Raw genomic sequence first — 17,568 nt, 5'->3', positions numbered from 1 at the left:
CCGATTGCTTAAGTTTCTGAAATGATTTTCTTGTGATGCGAGTGAGGAACGGAAACGGATGGGACCGCTTCGCCGGGCTGGTCACCGGCAGACGATCGTGGGCGGTGCTGCTGATTGTCGTCGCGGCCGCCATGGCCGTGATGGGGCTGGCGGGCAGCAACGACAGTGCGGGCCAGGCGCCGGTGTCCCTGCCCCGGTCGGCGGAATCGGCCTTGGCCGCCGAAGCCGCCGCCACCTTCCCCGATGCCGGAACGGCCGCGGCGATCCTGGTGGCGACGCGTACCGACGACGGCACGCTGACGCCCGGCGACCTCGCTGCGGTGAACGCGGCGCTCACCAGGGTCGGTGTCTCGCCGACCGACGGCGCCCGGGTGATCCCGGCTCCCGACGGGCGTGCCGTGCTCGCCCAGATCCCGGTGTCCGCGCAGCTCAACGGGTTCGCGCTCACCGACCGGATCGGTGAACTGCGCACCCAGGTCACCACCGATCTACCCGATACCCTGCGCGTGCAGATCACCGGCGGCCCGGCGTTCGGCGCCGACATCGCCGACTCCTTCTCCGGTGCGAACTCGCTGTTGCTGATCGTCACCGCGATCGTGGTGATGGTCTTGCTCATCGTCACCTATCGCTCGCCGGTGTTGTGGCTGGTGCCGTTGACGGTGGTCGCCTTCGCCGACCGCGTCGCCACCAGCGTCGGCACGCTGCTGGCCGACGTGACCGGACTCTCTTTCGACGGCTCGACTTCCGGCATCACCAGCGTTCTGGTCTTCGGTGCGGGAACCAATTACGCGTTGCTGTTGGTGTCGCGATACCGCGACGAACTGCATCGGCACACCGACCATCGCGCGGCGTTGCGCGCCGCGGTGCGTCGTGCCGCGCCCGCCATCGTCGCCAGCAACGTCACCGTTGTCCTCGCCCTGCTCACCCTGCTGTTGGCGCTGCTGCCCAACACTCGTAGCCTCGGCGCGTTCGCCGCGGCCGGTCTCGTGGTCGCGCTGATCTTCGTGCTCGCCGCGCTGCCGCCCCTGCTGGCACTGTGCGGGCGGCGGGTGTTCTGGCCGTTCGTGCCGCCGGCGGACGGTCGCGATACGGCCGATCAGGGCGTCTGGGCGAATGTCGCGACGCAGGTCGTGCGACGCCCTGCCGTCGTCGCCGGGGCGGCCTCGGCGGTGCTGATCGTCTTCGCGACCGGGCTCGCGACCACCGACATCGGTCTCTCGCGGACCGAGCAGTTCCGGGTCGAGGCCGAGTCGGTCGACGGACTGGAGACGATGGCCGAGCACTTCCCGTCGGGCTCGTCGGATCCGGCTGTGGTGATCGCGCGCAGTGCGACCACCGCGCAGACACAGGCGGCACTGGACGGTGTGGAGGGCGTTTCACGCGCCACCGCCACCGGCACCTCCCAGGGTGGTTCGACACGGTGGTCGGTCGTTCTGAACGCCGCACCGGGTTCGGTGGAAGCGTTCACCACCATCTCGGCGATCAGGACCGCGGTCGGCGCGGTTCCCGGAGCCGAGGCCCTCGTCGGCGGTTCCGACGCCGAGGCGCTCGACATCCGCGACGCCGCCCGCCGAGACCAGGCGCTGGTCATTCCGCTGATTCTCGCCGTCGTGCTGCTGGTGTTGCTGGCACTCCTGCGCGCGGTGCCCGCCGCCGTGCTGCTCGTCGGCGTCACGGTGCTCAGCGCGGTCGCCGCGCTCGGCGCGGGCAGCTGGATCAGTGACACGGTCTTCGGCTTCCCCGCGCTGGACACCAACGTGCCGCTGTTCGGCTTCCTGTTCCTGGTCGCGCTGGGTGTGGACTACACGATCTTCCTGGTGACCAGGGCGCGCGAGGAGGCGGGTACGCACGGCACCACCCAGGGGATGGTTCGCGCTGTCGCCTCGACCGGGGCTGTCATCACCAGTGCCGGTGTCGTCCTCGCCGCGGTGTTCTGTGTTCTCGGTGTGTTGCCGTTGATCACCCTGACCCAGCTGGGCATCGTGGTCGGAATCGGCATCCTGCTCGACACGTTCGTGGTGCGGACGTTGGTCGTCCCCGCGCTGTTCGCGCTGCTCGGCGACAAGGTGTGGTGGCCGGCAGCGCCGGCGAAAGCTGCGGCGACGACACCTGCTTCGAGGAAAACAGCCGACGTGAGCTGATCGTCACCGCGTCCGGTCGTGTTCGGCACCCACGTGGCGAACACGACCGGACGCTGTCCTTCGATCGGTCGGATGCGCGAGGATGGTCGGATGCTCATCCGAATCGTGGGGACGCAGCTGCCGGGGTTGTCCTGCCGACCGCCGGGGATCGAGACGGCGTACTCGAACATCCACGTGGGCGTGCAGCGGAAGAATCGTCCGCAGGAGTTGCTCGACCCGCAGCGTGGCGACGCGGATTCCGTCACGTGGACTGTGGAATGCACCGTCGACGGCGGCAACGATGTCCGCGGACCCTACATCCAAGGCCGACCAGGGGAGCGCTTCCTCTATCTCAGCTGGGGCACCATCGACGACGCCGGAATGCTCACCATGTTCCGGCGGGCCAAACTGATGCTCGCCGACGTGCCTGCCGAGGTTCTGGCTGCCGCGACGGAATCGGGAGTGCTCGAGGCTCGACTCGGTCTCACCGATACGACCGGAAACCCGGTGTGCGCGAGGGTGAAACCAGCCCAGATCCGCTGGACTGCCGCGACCTGACCGCGATGCCCGCCCCGATCGTCGGGTGCGGACAGGCCGCAGACAAGGTCGGTCCCCGGTGGCAGGATGCGGGCGTGGGTGATTTCTTCGAACGGATCGTCGACCTCGAAGTGGCGGACGCGGACGCGGGTGCGTCGGCGGAGCGGATGGTCGACTGGATGGTGTCGCGGCGATGGCTGCTTCGGGAAACCTCGCGCGAGGCGATGTACAGCCTCCAGGTCGACGAAGGGTATGTGGCGGGCCCGGATTGGGCTGAGATCACCCAGAACTGGGGCGAGGACTGGATCCCCGCGCCGGTCGCCGTGATCGTCGGCAGGAACGCCCACTACGCGGGCCAGGGTGACATCGAACCGGCCGCCGCGATCTGTCCCCACTGCGCGGCGACCACCGTGATCATCGACTACCCGCAGGCGTGGGAAGCCGATCCCGCAGTGTGGCAACCATTTTCGGATGCGATCGACGCCTGGATCGAATCCGGGGAAGGCTCGGCAACCTGCGCATCTTGCACCACAGCGAGCCCGATCACCACCTGGCGATGGGCCGACGATTTCGCCCTCGGCACCCTCGCCTTCGACTTCTGGGGCTGGCCACCCCTGACCGACGACTTCATCACCGAGTTCACCGCCCAGCTGGGCCACCGGACCGCACACCACACGGGCAAATTCTGATTCGAGGCCACCTGGTGCTGCGGGCAGTCATGGCATGCGGAGCTCCGGTGTGGCGCTTCCCGCGATCGAGGTGCTGATCGCGCGGTCACCGGCGAGGGTGGCGGCCGTCACACTTCTCGATCGGTTGCGGTCCTCGCCGCATCCGGATCTGTCCCGGCTGGCATGGGATGTCGGGCCCTGAGCGAACCGTCGTGACGTCGGTGCTCGTGCCGGCTGGGTGCGACGCCGATCTCACCGGTGGGGAGTGGTCAACGGTGAAAATTCTGCGCTCACTAGCATCGATGCAGCGGAAATATCGATGAACCAGAGGACGTGTGTTGACTACCGAACAACTTGATCGCTGGAACGCTCAGGAAGCTGCTGCTGAGGCGATGATTCCGATCATCGGGACGTTGTACCGCAGCAAGGGTGTGACGATTCTGCTGCACAGCCGGTCGCTGGTGAACAAGTCGGTGATCAGCATCCTGCGGACGCATCGCTTCGCGCGCCAGATCGGCGGCGAAGAGCTGTCGGTGGACGAGACGCTGCCGTTCCTTCAGGTGATCAGCCGGTTGGATCTGGGACCGTGCAAGATCGACCTGGGTCAGCTCGTGATGGCCTATCACGCCGATGAGCGGGGGCTCTCGGTCGAGGAGTACACCACCTCGGTGCTGGCCGAGGTGAGCGACAGCAACAAGGCCGTTTCGCAGGGACCGCGCGATGTGGTGCTCTACGGGTTTGGGCGGATCGGGCGCCTGGTCACCCGGCTGCTCATCGAGAAGGCCGGGTCGGGCAACGGGCTGAGCCTGCGCGCGGTGGTGGTGCGCCGGGGCGGTGACGACGACCTGGCCAAGCGGGCGTCGCTGCTGCGCCGGGATTCGGTGCACGGGCACTTCAACGGCACGATCAAGGTCGACGCGGACAACGACACGATCACCGCGAACGGCAACGTCATCAAGTTCATCTACAGCGATGACCCGACGACGATCGACTACACCGCCTACGGCATCGACAACGCGATCCTGATCGACAACACCGGTCGCTGGCGTGACCGCGACGGTCTGGAGCAGCACCTGCGCCCCGGCATCGCGAAGGTGGTGCTCACCGCGCCGGGCAAGGGTGACGTGCCCAACATCGTGCACGGCGTGAACCACCGCGACCTGGACCTGTCGCAGCAGATCTACTCCTGCGCCTCCTGCACGACCAACGCGATCGTGCCGCCGCTCAAGGCCATGGACGACGAATTCGGCATCGTTCGCGGACACGTCGAGACGGTGCACTCGTTCACCAACGACCAGAACCTGCTCGACAACTACCACAAGGCCGACCGTCGCGGCCGCTCCGCGCCGTTCAACCTGGTGCTCACCGAGACCGGCGCCGCCTCCGCGGTGGCTAAGGCGATGCCGGACTTCAAGGCCAAGATCACCGGCAACTCGATCCGCGTTCCCACCCCCGACGTCTCGGTCGCGATCTTGAACCTGCAGCTGAAGCAGGACACGACCAAGGAAGACGTGCTCGCCTACCTGCGTCAGGTATCCCTGGCGGGCCCGTTGAGCCGCAACCTCGACTACACCGCCGCCACCGACGCGGTCTCGAGCGACTTCATCGGCTCGCGCGCGGCCTCGATCATCGACGCCAACGCCACCATCGTCGAGGGCGACACCGCGATCCTCTACGTCTGGTACGACAACGAATTCGGCTACTCGTGCCAGGTCGTGCGGACCGTGCAGTACATCTCGGGCATCGAGTACCCGACCTACCCGCAGCTGGGTGCGCAGTCCGACGCGCGCGAGCTGACCGACGCGCGATAACGACGATTCGGTAGGGCGGGCATCTGGTTGCTGACCAGGGCCCGCCCGCCTCGTCGGCTCGGTGGTAGACCGCGCGACTCGAGCCTCACCGCTTGTCGGGTCGCGCGTTGTTGTGCATACTGGCGACATGACATCGAGTCGAAAGGGCGTTCTGCGCCCGGGCCGTTGAGCCCCACGCCGGTCATCGCACCGGCTTCTCTCCCGCGTGAACGCGGGGAATTCACCGAAGATCCGCAATGCTCCCGTGCCTCGTACGACGATGCGCGCGTGAACCTCTGGCTGCGTGTGCGCGAGCTCGCTGTGCCGCCGGCGATGATCGAGGTCGCCACCGCACGCAGGCTCGTCGGCGACTGGTCGGGGGCCTGCGCCGCGGCGCACGTCGATCTCGATCTGGACCTGCGGGCGTTGGCGCGGACCCACGGGCGAGGACTTGCCGCCCGAGTGCGGGCCGACCTGCGAAACCTGTCGCCTGACCTGTTGCGCTGGCATCTACCCAGAATCGCACCGGACGGTCTGTTGCGACCCGGGCTGACAATGGTGCTGGCTCGCTACGACTCCGGGGGCATCGCGGGCTTCGACAACGCAGACGGTGACGTAACACATTGCGGCGGTGTCGATTCCGTGTACCTCGTGGTCCGCACGCCACCGGCCTGGGCGGCCGCCGGTCAGCGAGTCGGCCTCGCGCTGTGGAACATGGCGAGCCCCGCGACCAGCGCGCGCTTGCACCCACACCCCCGACCCAACAGTCGCTACCGGCTCGACCTGCACCGTCACCTGTGGGATTCGCGGCGAGTTCACGAGTGGCGAATCCGTTCCGGCGCAGAACGATGCGTCGGCCCGGAACAGATGCAGGGCGACGAATCCGGGTCCGGGGATTTCGAGTCGTTGCCGCCGGGAGACGGACCGGGCTTCGGTCTGCCCGATTCGGTCGCACCCGCCGGTCGGCCCGACTTCGGCCCGGCCGGATCGCTGCCGCAGGGGTGTGCCCTCGATCGGTGGGCGGAGGAAGCGGCGATTCTGCTGCGGTCGCAGGGGCGTCGGTCCGGGTCGGTGCTGGTCCGGTGTGGTGCGCGCAGGCGGGTGGTGTTGGACGTGCCCGCGGATGACCCATCCGCGGTGCGGATTTCGAGACAACACCCACGCGGCGGAATCTCCGCGCTTCCGGTCCTGCCCGACGCGGCGACCTGGGTGCTCCCCGATCTGGAATTGCTGCGCGCGGGCGCTATCACCGCCGACCGACTGCATCCGCTGGTCGCCTCGGCGCTCGGCTGCGACGGCGCGACGGCCGAGACATCCGAAACCATCGCCGGTCACCAGGTCGTGGAGTGTCGAGGCGAACGCCACCGGATCGGGCTGGTGAACGGCGTGCTCACCGCGCTGGATCACGACCCCACCGAAATCCGGCGCGAAGAACTTCTGGCGGCCCTGACCGGAACCCCGATGCCATGCCTGCAGGCCATCGACCGGTCACTGCGCCAACCGGATTGGCTCGTCGGCGTCTGCGACCGCCTGGACCACGGCGATATCGACGGAGCCCTCACCATCGTCGAAGCCAGGCTCGGCGCCGACGCGGTGCTACGCGACGGACCGCTTCGCGACGCACTCGAAGCTGCTGTACGACAACGGATTACCTATGGCCTGTTCCGGGCGGGCCTACCCGCGCCAGGTCGCGGCCACATCCCTCCTGACCGGTATGACCGCAAGGGTCGTCGCGCACGTCCGAGGCGCGCGGTCTTGCGCTGAGTTGCCATCCGGCCATCAGGGTCATGCCCCGTCGTGCTGACGGGCGGACTCGGGTGGACGTGCGATGACCAGCTGGTCCGCGGGGCACGCGACCGCACTGTGACTGGCCGACCAGCGCGTTCGGCGCCTTCGTACTGCAGATCTTCGCACTTCGTCGACCGGCGTCGGCCCGAGTTCGACCTCGCGCCACCCAACCCAATTCATCGAATTCTTCTGAACCCAAAGGTGATTCACACATGACAGTTCACACCCTCCGCCCGCCCCTCCCGAATCGCGCCGCCGACTCCCAGCTCGACATCGCGAGCGAACTCCTCGCCATGCTGGGCGAAGTACACACAGAGCCGCGTCGCAATACTCAACTGGAAGCGCTCACCTTGGCCGTGGCCGCCGACCTGCCGGTGCTGCTGTGGGGCGAGCCGGGCATCGGCAAGACCTCGGCCTTGACCCAGCTCGCGGAGTCCCTGGACCTGCCGCTGACCACGGTGATCGCGAGCGTGCACGAGCCGTCGGACTTCTCGGGCCTGCCGATCATCGGCGACGACCCGGCGACCCAGGGTGTGCCGATGGCCCCGCCGGACTGGGCGGTTCAACTCGTACGGGCCGGACGCGGCCTGCTGTTCCTCGACGAACTGTCCACCGCACCGCCCGCCGTGCAGGCCGCGCTACTGCGCGTCGTTCTCGAAAGGCGGGTCGGCGCACTGGAACTGCCGGCGGGTGTGCGCATCGTCGCGGCCGCCAACCCCCGCTCGTCGGCCGCCGACGGCTGGGAGCTGAGCCCGCCGCTGGCGAACCGTTTCGTCCACCTGCAGTGGACTCATGAGCACGATGTCGTCGTCCGTGGCCTCGGCGGAACATGGCCGCGCGCGACGGTACCTCGGCTCGCTCACGAAAGCCTCTCGGAGGCAGTCACATTCGCGCGCCGTGCGGTATGCACCTTGCTCGCGGCGCGGCCCAAGCTCGTCCATCAGATGCCCACCACCGAAACCCGGCGGGGTGGCGCCTGGGCGTCACCACGGAGTTGGGAGATGACCGTGCGGCTCATCGCCTTCGCCACCGCGGCCGACGCGAGTCGTGATGTGCTGTCGCAGTTGATCCGTGGCACCGTCGGTGACGGTCCCGGTTTCGAACTGCTGACCAGCATCGATCGGATGGATCTGCCCGATCCGGAAGCACTGCTGGCCGATCCTGTCGCCGCCGAACTGCCGACCAGGGGCGACCTGCGCCAGGCCGTTCTCGACGGTGTGGTGGCCGCGGTGCGCAAACGACCGGAGCGGGCGCGGTGGGATGCGGCGTGGTCGCTGCTGGTGAAGGCCGTGGAAACCGGAGCACCCGACCTGGTGGTCGTTCCCGCGACAACGCTGGCCACGCTGCGCCGCGACAATTGGGAGGTGCCCGCGACGATCGAACAACTCGCCGGGGTGGTGTCGGTGTCGCAGAGTGCCGATCGTGCCGCGGCCCGCGTCGCCGTCCAGGCGGGCCGATGACAACGGACACGACCGGGCTCGATTTCGACAAGCTCTATGCCGCACGGCTGCAAGCGGTTTCGGCCCGTCCCTATCTGGCGACTGCCCTGTACGCCCTGAACATCGTCGAGTCACGAGGGGTGTCGACGATGGGCGTGGACAAACACTGGCGGTGCTACGTCTCGCCACGGTTCGTCGACTACACGCCGGTGGAAGAATTGGCGTCGATACTGGTGCACGAGGTTTCGCACCTGCTGCGCGACCATCACGCGCGCAGTGATCGCTACGCCCACTCCCACGAGCTGACCGGCCCCGGCGAGCGGCTGCGGATGAATATCGCCGCGGATGCCGAGATCAACGACGACGCGTTCGGCGACGGGTTGGTCTGGCCCGAAGGCGCGGTTCTGCCGAGCACCTTGGGGCTGGACCCAGGGCAACTCATGGAGGACTACCTGGGTCAGTTCAGCCTCGGGCATCTGACGGAAAGCATGGCGTGGCTCGACTGCGGTAGCGGCGCGGACGGATCGGACCGCGAGTGGGAGCTGGGACCCGACGGCGCGGACGGGCTCAGCGAACAGCAGCGCGACGGCGTCCGATTCCTCGTGGCGCAGGGCATCGTCGGTCATCCGGGAAACGCGCCACAGGGGTGGCGACGCTGGGCGAACGAGGCCTTGCACCCCTCACAGCCATGGCGGGACCTGCTCGGCGCCGCCCTCCGTGCGGCCGCCTCGGCCCCCGGTGTCGGCGAGGACTACACCTACCGGCGCCCCGCCCGCCGTTCGACCGCGCTCCCCGGCATCGTGCTGCCGAGCCTGCGTTGCACGCCACCCAGGGTCAGCGTGGTCATCGACACCTCGGGATCGGTCAGCGACGACGAATTGGGCAGCGCGCTGCTCGAAGTCGCCGCCATCGTCCGCGCAGTGGGGGGCCGCCGCGACCTGGTCACCGTGTACTCCTGCGACGCCGCGGCACGCATCGCCCACCCGCTGTGCCAGGCCGAGGGGATGTCGCTCATCGGCGGTGGCGGCACCGACCTGCGCACCGGTTTCACCAAGGCCCTGCGCACCCGCCCCGATGTGCTCGTGGCCCTGACGGACGGTCAAACGCCCTGGCCGTCACAACAACCGGCCTGCCGAACCGTGGTCGGCCTCTTCCGCCGGGAACATGCATGGCAGGAGAACAATCCCGATTATGTTCCGGACCGACCACCCGCGTGGGCACGGGTGGTCGACATCGGCTGAAGCCGCGGTCGGCTATCCGCCGGAGGCGGCCCGCCGCGCCCGCAGCAGTGGCGACACCAGCATGACCGACCCCGACAGCAAGAGCCCGGCGAGTGGAATCAATGGCAGATACGACACCCACACCACCGGCTCTTGCTGCGCCAATGCGATGACAGTGGCGACAACGGCGATTACGAACACGACCGCCGACCAACGATGTACCTGACGAACGCGCCCGCCGACCACCGGACCCGTTCGGGAGCCGCGGTAGACCAGCACATAGATCACCGAACCGGTCAGGAACAGTCCGGCCAGTGGAATCAGCGGCAGGTAGACAACCCATTCCGGTCCGCTCAGCGACAACCCGATCACCGTGATGAGTACTGCCGCGAGAAAGCCGATGGCGAGCCATCGATGAGCTCGCCGAACTCCGATGATATTCATCGAAAACCCTTTCGTCGATCCGTGGAAAAACAATGCTGCCACGGCACCGACCTCGGAACTTCTCGATTCCTGACCGTTTCTCCCCGGCGACCGATCGCTGATCGCCCCGTTTTCAATCCGGCAATTCGTGGAAAGTATCAATCCCCTCGGGCCGCCGAAGCCCTGCCAGACTCGTCGTTTGATCAGCGCGATTGTGCGAATGTGTTGGACACGCTGTTGTACGACGCCGCTCGGTGGTTCCGGTGTCGATCCACGCGAGGACGTCGCCGTGCCCGATCTGGCGCGAGGGTAAGCGGGTCACCGACATCGTCGGGTGCGACCCCGGCAATGAACAGGTCACCGAACATGCCCGCCTCGTCATCGGCGCCGACGGGTTCCGGATGACGGCGGGCAGGCTCGGTGGCCGGGAGTTCTTCATCGAGGACAACCTCGACTCGTATCGAATATTCCGATCCGTCCATCGCATTTCCTGATCGAATCTACGCCCACAGTGCCCTGACCTGTGGAAACGGCCGGAAGATCGTTCGGGGAGAGTCGATTTCGGAATTTGCGGTATCCGACACCGAATACCGTTGACCAACGGTGCGAGTGGGTGCTGCGAATATGAGAACGGGGATTGTGATGACCAACGGTGTGAGTTCTTCGACGGGCCGGGAATTGCCGCTGCGCGGTGCGGTGAACGCGCGGGACCTGGGTGGGTTGCGAACGATGGACGGGCGGCAGGTGCGCCGCTTGCGGGTGCTGCGGTCGGACATGCTGACCTCGCTGGACGCCGCGGATGTGGCGTTCCTGCTCACCGAATGCGGGCTTCGCACGATCGTCGACCTGCGTGCGCCGAGCGAGATCGTCACGGACGGAACAGGTGCCGTGGTCGACGCCGTCGCGGACTACCGGAACCTGCACGTCTACGGCGCGGACCGGGTGCGCCTGGACCTCACCGAGGTCTCGCCCGACGGGAGCATGTTCGACCGGTACTGCGAATACCTCGCGCACAGCAGCGAGAACCTCGCCGCCGTGCTGCGCCTGCTCGCCGCGCCGGGTCAGTTGCCCGCCCTGGTCCACTGCGCCGCGGGCAAGGATCGCACCGGAGTGGTGATCGCCCTGCTGCTCGCCGTCGCCGGGGTGCGCGCGGACGACATCATCGCCGACTATGCCGCCACCACCCCGAATATCGCCGCGCTCCGGGCACGCGGGGGACGGGCCGCTCGACCGGAGGGCGACGCGGCAGACCGCCTGCCCGCCTGGGTTTTCGCTGCCGAGGCGAGCACCATGCGCCAGTTCCTCGCCCACCTGGAGGCCGAGTACGGCGGCCCCACCGTGTGGGCGACCGATGCCGGTCTCGACCAGGCGACGCAACGACAGTTGGCCGACAACCTGCTTTGTGACTGAGGTCACAGATCGACGGCGATTTCGTCCCATTCTTCCCGGAACGTTTTCTAATGCTTGGGAAGGTCTTTACTATTGTCAGGACTCTGTGTCTGGAGTCCGAGCTCTTCCGAGCAGTGCTGCAGATCCGCCGTTCGCTCGCAGCTCAGCATCAATTGCCAGTGCATGTTCGACCGATGAACCGGGACCTCATCCGCCCCGGCGAAGGAGAATGATGACCGACAATGATCCGGGCACCACTACTACGGCGACAGCGCGCACGCTGTCGCATGCATCACTGAAATCGGTTCTCCAGCAAGATCTTCCAGCCTCACTCGTGGTGTTCCTGGTCGCGCTACCGTTATCGCTCGGGGTCGCGCTGGCCTCCGGCGCGCCTGTCGTCGCCGGGCTCATCGCCGCCGCCGTCGGCGGGATCGTCGCGGGATTGCTCGGCGGTTCGAAGGTTCAGGTCAGTGGGCCGACCGCGAGTCTCGCTGTCGTGGTGGCGGGAGCGGTCCAGCAATTCGGCTGGGCCGCCATGTGTTTCATCACCGTCGGGGCGGGTGTACTGCAGATCCTGTTCGGGCTCAGTCGCGTTGCGCGCGCCGCGCTGGGAATCGCGCCGGTCGTGGTGCACGCGATGCTCGCAGGCATCGGGGTGGTCATCGCCCTGCAGCAGGTGCACGTGCTGCTCGGTGGAACGACGGTCAGCTCGCCCTTGGCCAGTATCGTCGCGCTCCCGCATCAGGTGATGTCGGCGCAGAAGGGTGACCTGATCGTCGGGCTGCTGGTGATCGCCGTGCTGATCGGATGGCAATATCTACCGCGCCGGGTGCGGGTGGTGCCCGGCCCCCTGGTCGCGGTGGTGGTAGCGACGGTGGTCTCGCTGGTGCTGCCGCTGACGGTGGAACGGGTGCGCCTGGACGGCTCGTTGCTCGACGGCATCGGGTTGCCCGCGTTGCCGCACGGCGGGTGGCTGCCGCTGGTGCTCACCATGCTCACCGTCGCCCTCATCGCCAGTGTGGAGACGCTGCTCTCGGCCGTCGCGGTCGACAAACTGCGCCCCGAGCAGCGCACCGACTTCGACCGGGAACTGCTCGGTCAGGGCGCGGCGAACATGGTCTCGGGCGTGCTGGGCGGTCTGCCGATCGCGGCGGTCATCGTGCGCAGCATCACCAACGCCAACGCGGGCGCTCGCAGTAGGGCAGCCACCGTGCTGCACGGTGGCTGGATCCTGGTGTTCTCGGTCGCGTTGGTCGGCCTGGTCCGCCAGATCCCGACGGCGGCGCTGGCCGGGTTGCTGGTGCTGATCGGGGTGCAGTTGGTGAAACTGGCCCATATCAAACGGGCCCGCCGCACCGGCGACATCTATGTCTACCTGGTCACCGTGATCGCGGTTGTCGCGCTGAACCTGTTGCAGGGCATGGTGATCGGACTGCTCGCCTCGTTCGCCCTGCTGCTGTGGCGGGTCGTGAAGTTCACCATCACCGCGGCGCCGCGCACCGATGGAACCTGGCTGGTGCGGATCGCGGGCACCTGCACCTTCCTGGCCGCGCCCCGGCTCACGGCCGAACTGGCGAAGGTGCCCGCGGGGGTGGAGGTGACGGTCGAACTGAGCGTGGACTTTCTCGACCACGCCGCGTGCGAGTTGCTCTCGGAGTGGGCCGACGTCCGTGAATCCAGTGGCGGCAGAGTCGATTTCGTCGAACTCGGCGCCGCGCGGATGGCCCGCACCCACGACGGTCCGCCCGACCACGGGCACGCGCGCAAGGCGGTCGTCGACCCGATTCGGCCGTGGCGGCGCAGCGGCGGCGTGGACCCGATCGCCGCGGGCATCGCGGCCTATCATCGCGAGCACGCGCACCTGATGCGGCCGCACCTGGCCGGATTGCAACACCGGCCCGATGCCGACACCTTCTTCCTGGCGTGCGCCGACGCCCGCATCGTGCCCAACGTCATCACCAACAGCGGTCCCGGCGACCTGTTCACGGTGCGCAATGTCGGCAATCTGGTGCCGGTCGGCGGCTCCGACGTCTCGGTGGAGGCGGCGCTGATCTACGCGCTGGACAAGCTCGATGTCCGCTCGGTGGTGGTGTGCGGGCACAGCGGCTGCGGGGCGATGGAAGCGCTGTACCGGCAGGTCCAGGCCGGGCCCGGCCTCGATGACTGGCTGGCCCATGCCCAGCCCACGCTGACGGCGTTCCACAGCGGCCACCCCGTCGCCGAGGCCGCCAGGCTGGCGGGCTTCGGCCCGATCGATCAACTCGGCATGGTGAACGTGGCCAGGCAGGTGCAGACCCTGATCGACTATCCGGCGGTGCGAAGCGGCATCCAGGAGCGCGGGGTGGCGGTGTCAGGACTGTTCTTCGACCTCGCGACCGCGCGCGTCATCGAGATCACCGCCGACGGGATCGCCGACTTCGACGACGCCCGTCGGGCCGCGGCCGAGTCCGTGTAAAGGGGGGTAGTTGTGGGTCACACCACAGACTGCCTGCCGTTATGGCGACACCCACTGTTTGTGCGGCACACTGGCTTTGCCAATCCTTTACCAATAGGTTGGATCCGCCCGTACCCGGTTCGCCGTCGCACCGGCTTCGTTCGATGCTCCAGTCCCTTTGCTTCACCGTCCTCGTGATGATCGGCCTCGGCCCAGCGCCGGGAGCCGGCGAAGGAGAGTCATGTCTATCGAGAACGACCTTGCTCCGCCCCGTGCGGACGAGTCATCCCGCCCCGCGTGGCAGCAGACGCTGCTACGGCATGATCTACCCGCTTCCATCGTAGTTTTCCTGGTCGCACTGCCCCTGTCGCTCGGCATCGCGGTGGCCTCCGGCGCCCCGATCGCCGCCGGTCTCGTCGCCGCCGTGATCGGTGGTGTGGTGGCGGGCCTGCTCGGTGGGGCGGTCCTGCAGGTCAGCGGACCCGCCGCGGGTCTGACCGTGGTCGTCGCCGAGTCCATCGCCCAATTCGGTTGGCGCGTCACCTGTTTCATCGTGGTCGCCGCGGGCGTGCTGCAGATCCTGTTCGGGCTCAGCCGGATCGCGCGCGCCGCCCTCGCCGTGGCTCCCGTGGTGGTCCACGCCATGTTGGCCGGTATCGGCATCACCATCGCCCTGCAGCAGATTCATGTCCTGCTCGGCGGCTCCTCGCACAGCACCGCGCTGCGCAACTTGATCGAACTTCCCGGGCAGCTGCTGTCGCTGCACGGTGGTGACGCGCTCGTCGGCGCCGTGGTGATCGCGGTGATGCTCGGCTGGAAGTACGTCCCGCCGAAGCTGCGCGCGGTGCCGGGTCCGCTGGTCGCCGTGCTCGTCGGCACCCTGCTCTCCCTCGGTCTGCCGGAGATCGAGCGCATCGCGCTGAGCGGGTCGGTCTTCGACGCGCTCGGCCTGCCGGAACTGCCGTCGGGCAACTGGTCGGCCGTGGCCATGATGGTGCTGACCATCGCGTTGATCGCCAGCGTGGAGAGCCTGCTCTCGGCCGTCGCGGTCGACAAGATGCACACCGGTCCACGCACCGGATTCGATCGGGAACTGATCGGCCAGGGCACGGCGAATGTCATCTCGGGTCTGGCCGGTGGCCTGCCGATCACCGGTGTGATCGTGCGCAGCGCCACCAACGTGGCGGCGGGAGCACGGACGCGGGCCTCAGCCGTCATGCACGGACTCTGGATTCTGCTGTTCTCGGTGGCGCTGGTCGGTCTGGTGGAACAGATTCCCAAGGCCGCGCTGGCGGGCCTGCTGATCGTCATCGGTATGCAACTGGTGAAACTGGCCCACATCCGGTTGGCCCGGCGCACCGGCGACCTGCTGGTCTATGTGGTGACCGTGCTCGGCGTGGTGTTCACGAATCTGCTCGAAGGCGTGGTCATCGGGTTGGGACTGGCCTTCGGGCTGCTGCTGTGGCGGGTCGTGCGCGTGCAGGTGACGGCGCAGCCGCTGCCCGACGGGCGCTGGCAGGTCCACATCGACGGCTCGTGCACCTTCCTGGCCTTGCCGAAACTGTCGGGCGAACTGGCGAAGGTGCCCGCGGGCGTCGACGTGACGGTCGAGATGACCGTCGACTTCCTCGACCACGCCGCCTTCGAGGCGATCGAGGACTGGCAGCGCCAGCACGAAAGCAGCGGCGGCCGTATCGATTTCGTCGAGATCGGGCACGCCAGGATGGCCGACACCCCGGCCGCGCCGCCGACGCGTGGATTCGGTCGCGCCGCGATCGACGACATGCTCCGCCCGTGGCGGCACCAGAAGTCCGGCGGCGATGCGATGACGGCGGGTATCGCCGCCTTCCATCGCGGCTCCGCGCATGTGGTGCGTCCGCACCTGGACGGTATGCACCAGGACCCGGATTCGTTCTTCCTCACCTGCTCGGATTCACGGATCGTGCCCAATGTGATCACCAACAGCGGCCCGGGTGACCTGTTCACGGTGCGCAATGTCGGCAACCTGGTCCCGGTCAGCGGCGACGATTCGGTCGAAGCGGCGCTGACTTTCGCCTTGGACTCGCTCGCGGTCCGCTCGGTGGTGGTGTGCGGGCATTCCTCGTGCGGCGCGATGAAGGCGGTGCACTCCGCCGCCGACACCGGCGGTGGGCTCGGCTCCTGGTTGCGCCACGCCGAACCGGCGCTGCAGCGATTCCGCGAAGGACATCCCGTCGCCGTGGCCGCCGCGGCGGCCGGGTACAGCGAGGTGGATCAGCTGAGCATGGTCAATGTCGCCGTGCAACTGGAGACGTTGGGACGCAATCCCGCGGTGCGCCGCGCGGTGACCGAGCGCGGGTTGGTGCTGTCGGGGCTGTTCTTCGACATCGCGGGCGCCCGGGTGCTCGAGGTCACCGTCGACGGGGTCGGCGCGATCGACGATCACGCCGCACTCGCTGTCACCGGTGGCTGACAAGGCACGCTGCGACTCGGCGGCGGTCGGACTCGTAGTCTGGACTTCATGACCAGCGATCCGACCGCCGCCGAGCGCGTCACCGACGGTTCCGATCCCGCGGACAACGAGGCCGCCGCCGGTGCGGGGCGGTGGGACCGGTTCAAGGACCGCTGGCGCGCCTTCCGGGAACACATCGCCCAGCGCCCTACCCTCAACCTCGGCTACCGCATCGTCGTCGGCGTGGTCGGTGGGTTGGTGCTGATCGTCGGGATCGTCACGATCCCGTACCCCGGACCCGGCTGGGCGCTGGTGTTCGCGGGATTCGGCATCCTGGCCACCGAATTCGTCTGGGCCCATCACACCTTGAACTGGGTGCGCGGCAAATACCGGATCGTCATGGACTGGTACACCTCGCGCGGCTGGTTCATCAAGGTACTCGGCGCGGTGGGCACCTTCGCCCTCGTCCTGGTGACGTTGTGGCTGCTCGGTACATTTTCGATGGTCGCAGGGTGGATCGGAGTCGATTGGCCATGGTTGCACAGTCCCCTGATGTCGTGAGCACGGTTCCCGGCCTGCTCCTCACCGACCCCGCCTGGGTTTCGGCCCGGATCGACGCGATGAGCCATACCTGGGGCACCGATGTGCCCCGGGTCGCGGGCACCCTGTGGTGGTGCATGGTCGCCTCGACCCTGGTCGAGCAGATCGCGTTCGCCTACGCGGCGGGCACGCCCGCTCCGGTCGCCGCGCTCGGCGAATTCGACTGTGTGGTCCGTCCGGACGGCGGCGTCGAGCACGCGCGGTTCCACCGGATGCCGGTCGATGCCGCCGGGCGCTCCGTGCGTTCGGACGTGGGTGGCGAGACCGGCGCGGCAGCCGCCGAGGAGGTCGCGACCGCCTTGCGCGACACCTTGACCGCCGTGATCTCCCAGGTCGCGGCCGTTTCCGGGGCCGGGATACCCGCGCTGTGGGCGGTCGTCGCCGACGCCATCGGCAACCGGGCCCTCGACGCGGGCGCCCCGGAGGCCGCGACCCGGCTGGCGGCGGATGTGGGCCCGCGCCTGCCCGCGCCACGGTTCGTCACAGTGGCGGGCCGTACTTTCGTCCGCCGCACCTCGTGTTGCCTGGTCTACGAGGCGCCCGGCCGACAGATGTGCACGAGCTGCCCGAAGCGCGCGCCCGCCGATCGAGCCGAACAGCTGGCCGCCGCCGCGCGCGCTCGGTCCTAGGTCCATCGACACGCCCCGTCGGCGGTCCCGATAGCATGGGCGGCGCAGGATCCCCTGCGTGACCGACGCTGTGCGACCTGCCGGATGACCCCGGCACCGA

15 protein-coding genes are annotated in these 17,568 nt (G+C 68.1%); 14 read left to right on the top strand and 1 reads right to left on the bottom strand.

Annotated features, from left to right (window positions below; genetic code table 11):
• Positions 1-35: 35 nt before the first annotated feature.
• The 8 genes from QX204_RS20830 to QX204_RS20795 all read left to right on the top strand — a co-directional run bounded on the left by QX204_RS20830 (position 36) and on the right by QX204_RS20795 (position 9,583).
• Positions 36-2,141, top strand: coding sequence for an MMPL family transporter (locus tag QX204_RS20830; RefSeq protein ID WP_301901640.1), 2,106 nt, complete (start codon positions 36-38; stop codon positions 2,139-2,141).
• Between the two features lie 90 nt (positions 2,142-2,231).
• Positions 2,232-2,678, top strand: a complete 447-nt coding sequence (locus QX204_RS20825; protein WP_301901638.1) for a DUF5990 family protein — start codon at positions 2,232-2,234, stop codon at positions 2,676-2,678.
• 74 nt (positions 2,679-2,752) lie between these two features.
• Positions 2,753-3,346, top strand: coding sequence for a hypothetical protein (locus QX204_RS20820; RefSeq protein ID WP_301901637.1), 594 nt, complete (start codon positions 2,753-2,755; stop codon positions 3,344-3,346).
• A 34-nt stretch (positions 3,347-3,380) separates the two neighbouring features.
• Positions 3,381-3,527 carry a hypothetical protein gene (locus QX204_RS20815; RefSeq protein ID WP_301901636.1) on the top strand — a complete coding sequence of 49 codons (147 nt, stop codon included), beginning with the start codon at positions 3,381-3,383 and terminating at the stop codon, positions 3,525-3,527.
• A gap of 136 nt (positions 3,528-3,663) precedes the next feature.
• The gene (locus QX204_RS20810; protein WP_301901635.1) at positions 3,664-5,136 is read left to right on the top strand and encodes a glyceraldehyde-3-phosphate dehydrogenase; all 1,473 of its coding nucleotides are present in this window, start codon (positions 3,664-3,666) and stop codon (positions 5,134-5,136) included.
• A gap of 267 nt (positions 5,137-5,403) precedes the next feature.
• Entirely contained in the window at positions 5,404-6,879 is a 1,476-nt protein-coding gene (locus QX204_RS20805) for a hypothetical protein (RefSeq protein WP_367620138.1), read from the top strand.
• A 236-nt stretch (positions 6,880-7,115) separates the two neighbouring features.
• Positions 7,116-8,363, top strand: a complete 1,248-nt coding sequence (locus QX204_RS20800) for an AAA family ATPase (RefSeq protein ID WP_301901634.1) — start codon at positions 7,116-7,118, stop codon at positions 8,361-8,363.
• Complete coding sequence (locus QX204_RS20795) at positions 8,360-9,583, top strand: vWA domain-containing protein (RefSeq protein WP_301901633.1); 1,224 nt, start codon at positions 8,360-8,362, stop codon at positions 9,581-9,583. Before QX204_RS20800 ends, QX204_RS20795 begins: the two co-directional genes overlap by 4 nt.
• Before the next feature lie 12 nt (positions 9,584-9,595).
• Here the strand turns inward: QX204_RS20795 and QX204_RS20790 are convergent, their stop codons facing one another.
• Positions 9,596-10,006, bottom strand: a complete 411-nt coding sequence (locus tag QX204_RS20790) for a hypothetical protein (RefSeq protein WP_301901631.1) — start codon at positions 10,004-10,006, stop codon at positions 9,596-9,598.
• A gap of 242 nt (positions 10,007-10,248) precedes the next feature.
• On the opposite strand from QX204_RS20790, the gene QX204_RS20785 reads away from it, so the two are divergent.
• The 6 genes from QX204_RS20785 (at position 10,249) to QX204_RS20760 (ending at position 17,468) form a co-directional block, all read left to right on the top strand.
• Positions 10,249-10,479 carry a hypothetical protein gene (locus tag QX204_RS20785; protein ID WP_301901630.1) on the top strand — a complete coding sequence of 77 codons (231 nt, stop codon included), beginning with the start codon at positions 10,249-10,251 and terminating at the stop codon, positions 10,477-10,479.
• Between the two features lie 160 nt (positions 10,480-10,639).
• Positions 10,640-11,395, top strand: a complete 756-nt coding sequence (locus QX204_RS20780; protein WP_301901629.1) for a tyrosine-protein phosphatase — start codon at positions 10,640-10,642, stop codon at positions 11,393-11,395.
• 211 nt (positions 11,396-11,606) lie between these two features.
• On the top strand, positions 11,607-13,829 hold the full coding sequence (locus tag QX204_RS20775; protein WP_301901627.1) for a SulP family inorganic anion transporter: 2,223 nt from the start codon (positions 11,607-11,609) through the stop codon (positions 13,827-13,829).
• Between the two features lie 220 nt (positions 13,830-14,049).
• The gene (locus QX204_RS20770) at positions 14,050-16,260 is read left to right on the top strand and encodes a SulP family inorganic anion transporter (RefSeq protein ID WP_301901625.1); all 2,211 of its coding nucleotides are present in this window, start codon (positions 14,050-14,052) and stop codon (positions 16,258-16,260) included.
• A gap of 48 nt (positions 16,261-16,308) precedes the next feature.
• Positions 16,309-16,800: a TIGR02611 family protein gene (locus QX204_RS20765; RefSeq protein WP_301901623.1), complete on the top strand. Its 492-nt coding sequence runs from the start codon at positions 16,309-16,311 to the stop codon at positions 16,798-16,800.
• Positions 16,797-17,468: a (2Fe-2S)-binding protein gene (locus QX204_RS20760; RefSeq protein ID WP_301901622.1), complete on the top strand. Its 672-nt coding sequence runs from the start codon at positions 16,797-16,799 to the stop codon at positions 17,466-17,468. The genes QX204_RS20765 and QX204_RS20760 overlap by 4 nt, the downstream gene beginning before the upstream one ends.
• Positions 17,469-17,568: the final 100 nt, after the last annotated feature.

This window comes from Nocardia sp. PE-7, assembly GCF_030486425.1.
GTDB lineage: Bacteria > Actinomycetota > Actinomycetes > Mycobacteriales > Mycobacteriaceae > Nocardia > Nocardia salmonicida_A.
Note: the sequence above shows the minus strand (reverse complement) of the source record. Positions and strands in the feature narration are given on the sequence as shown.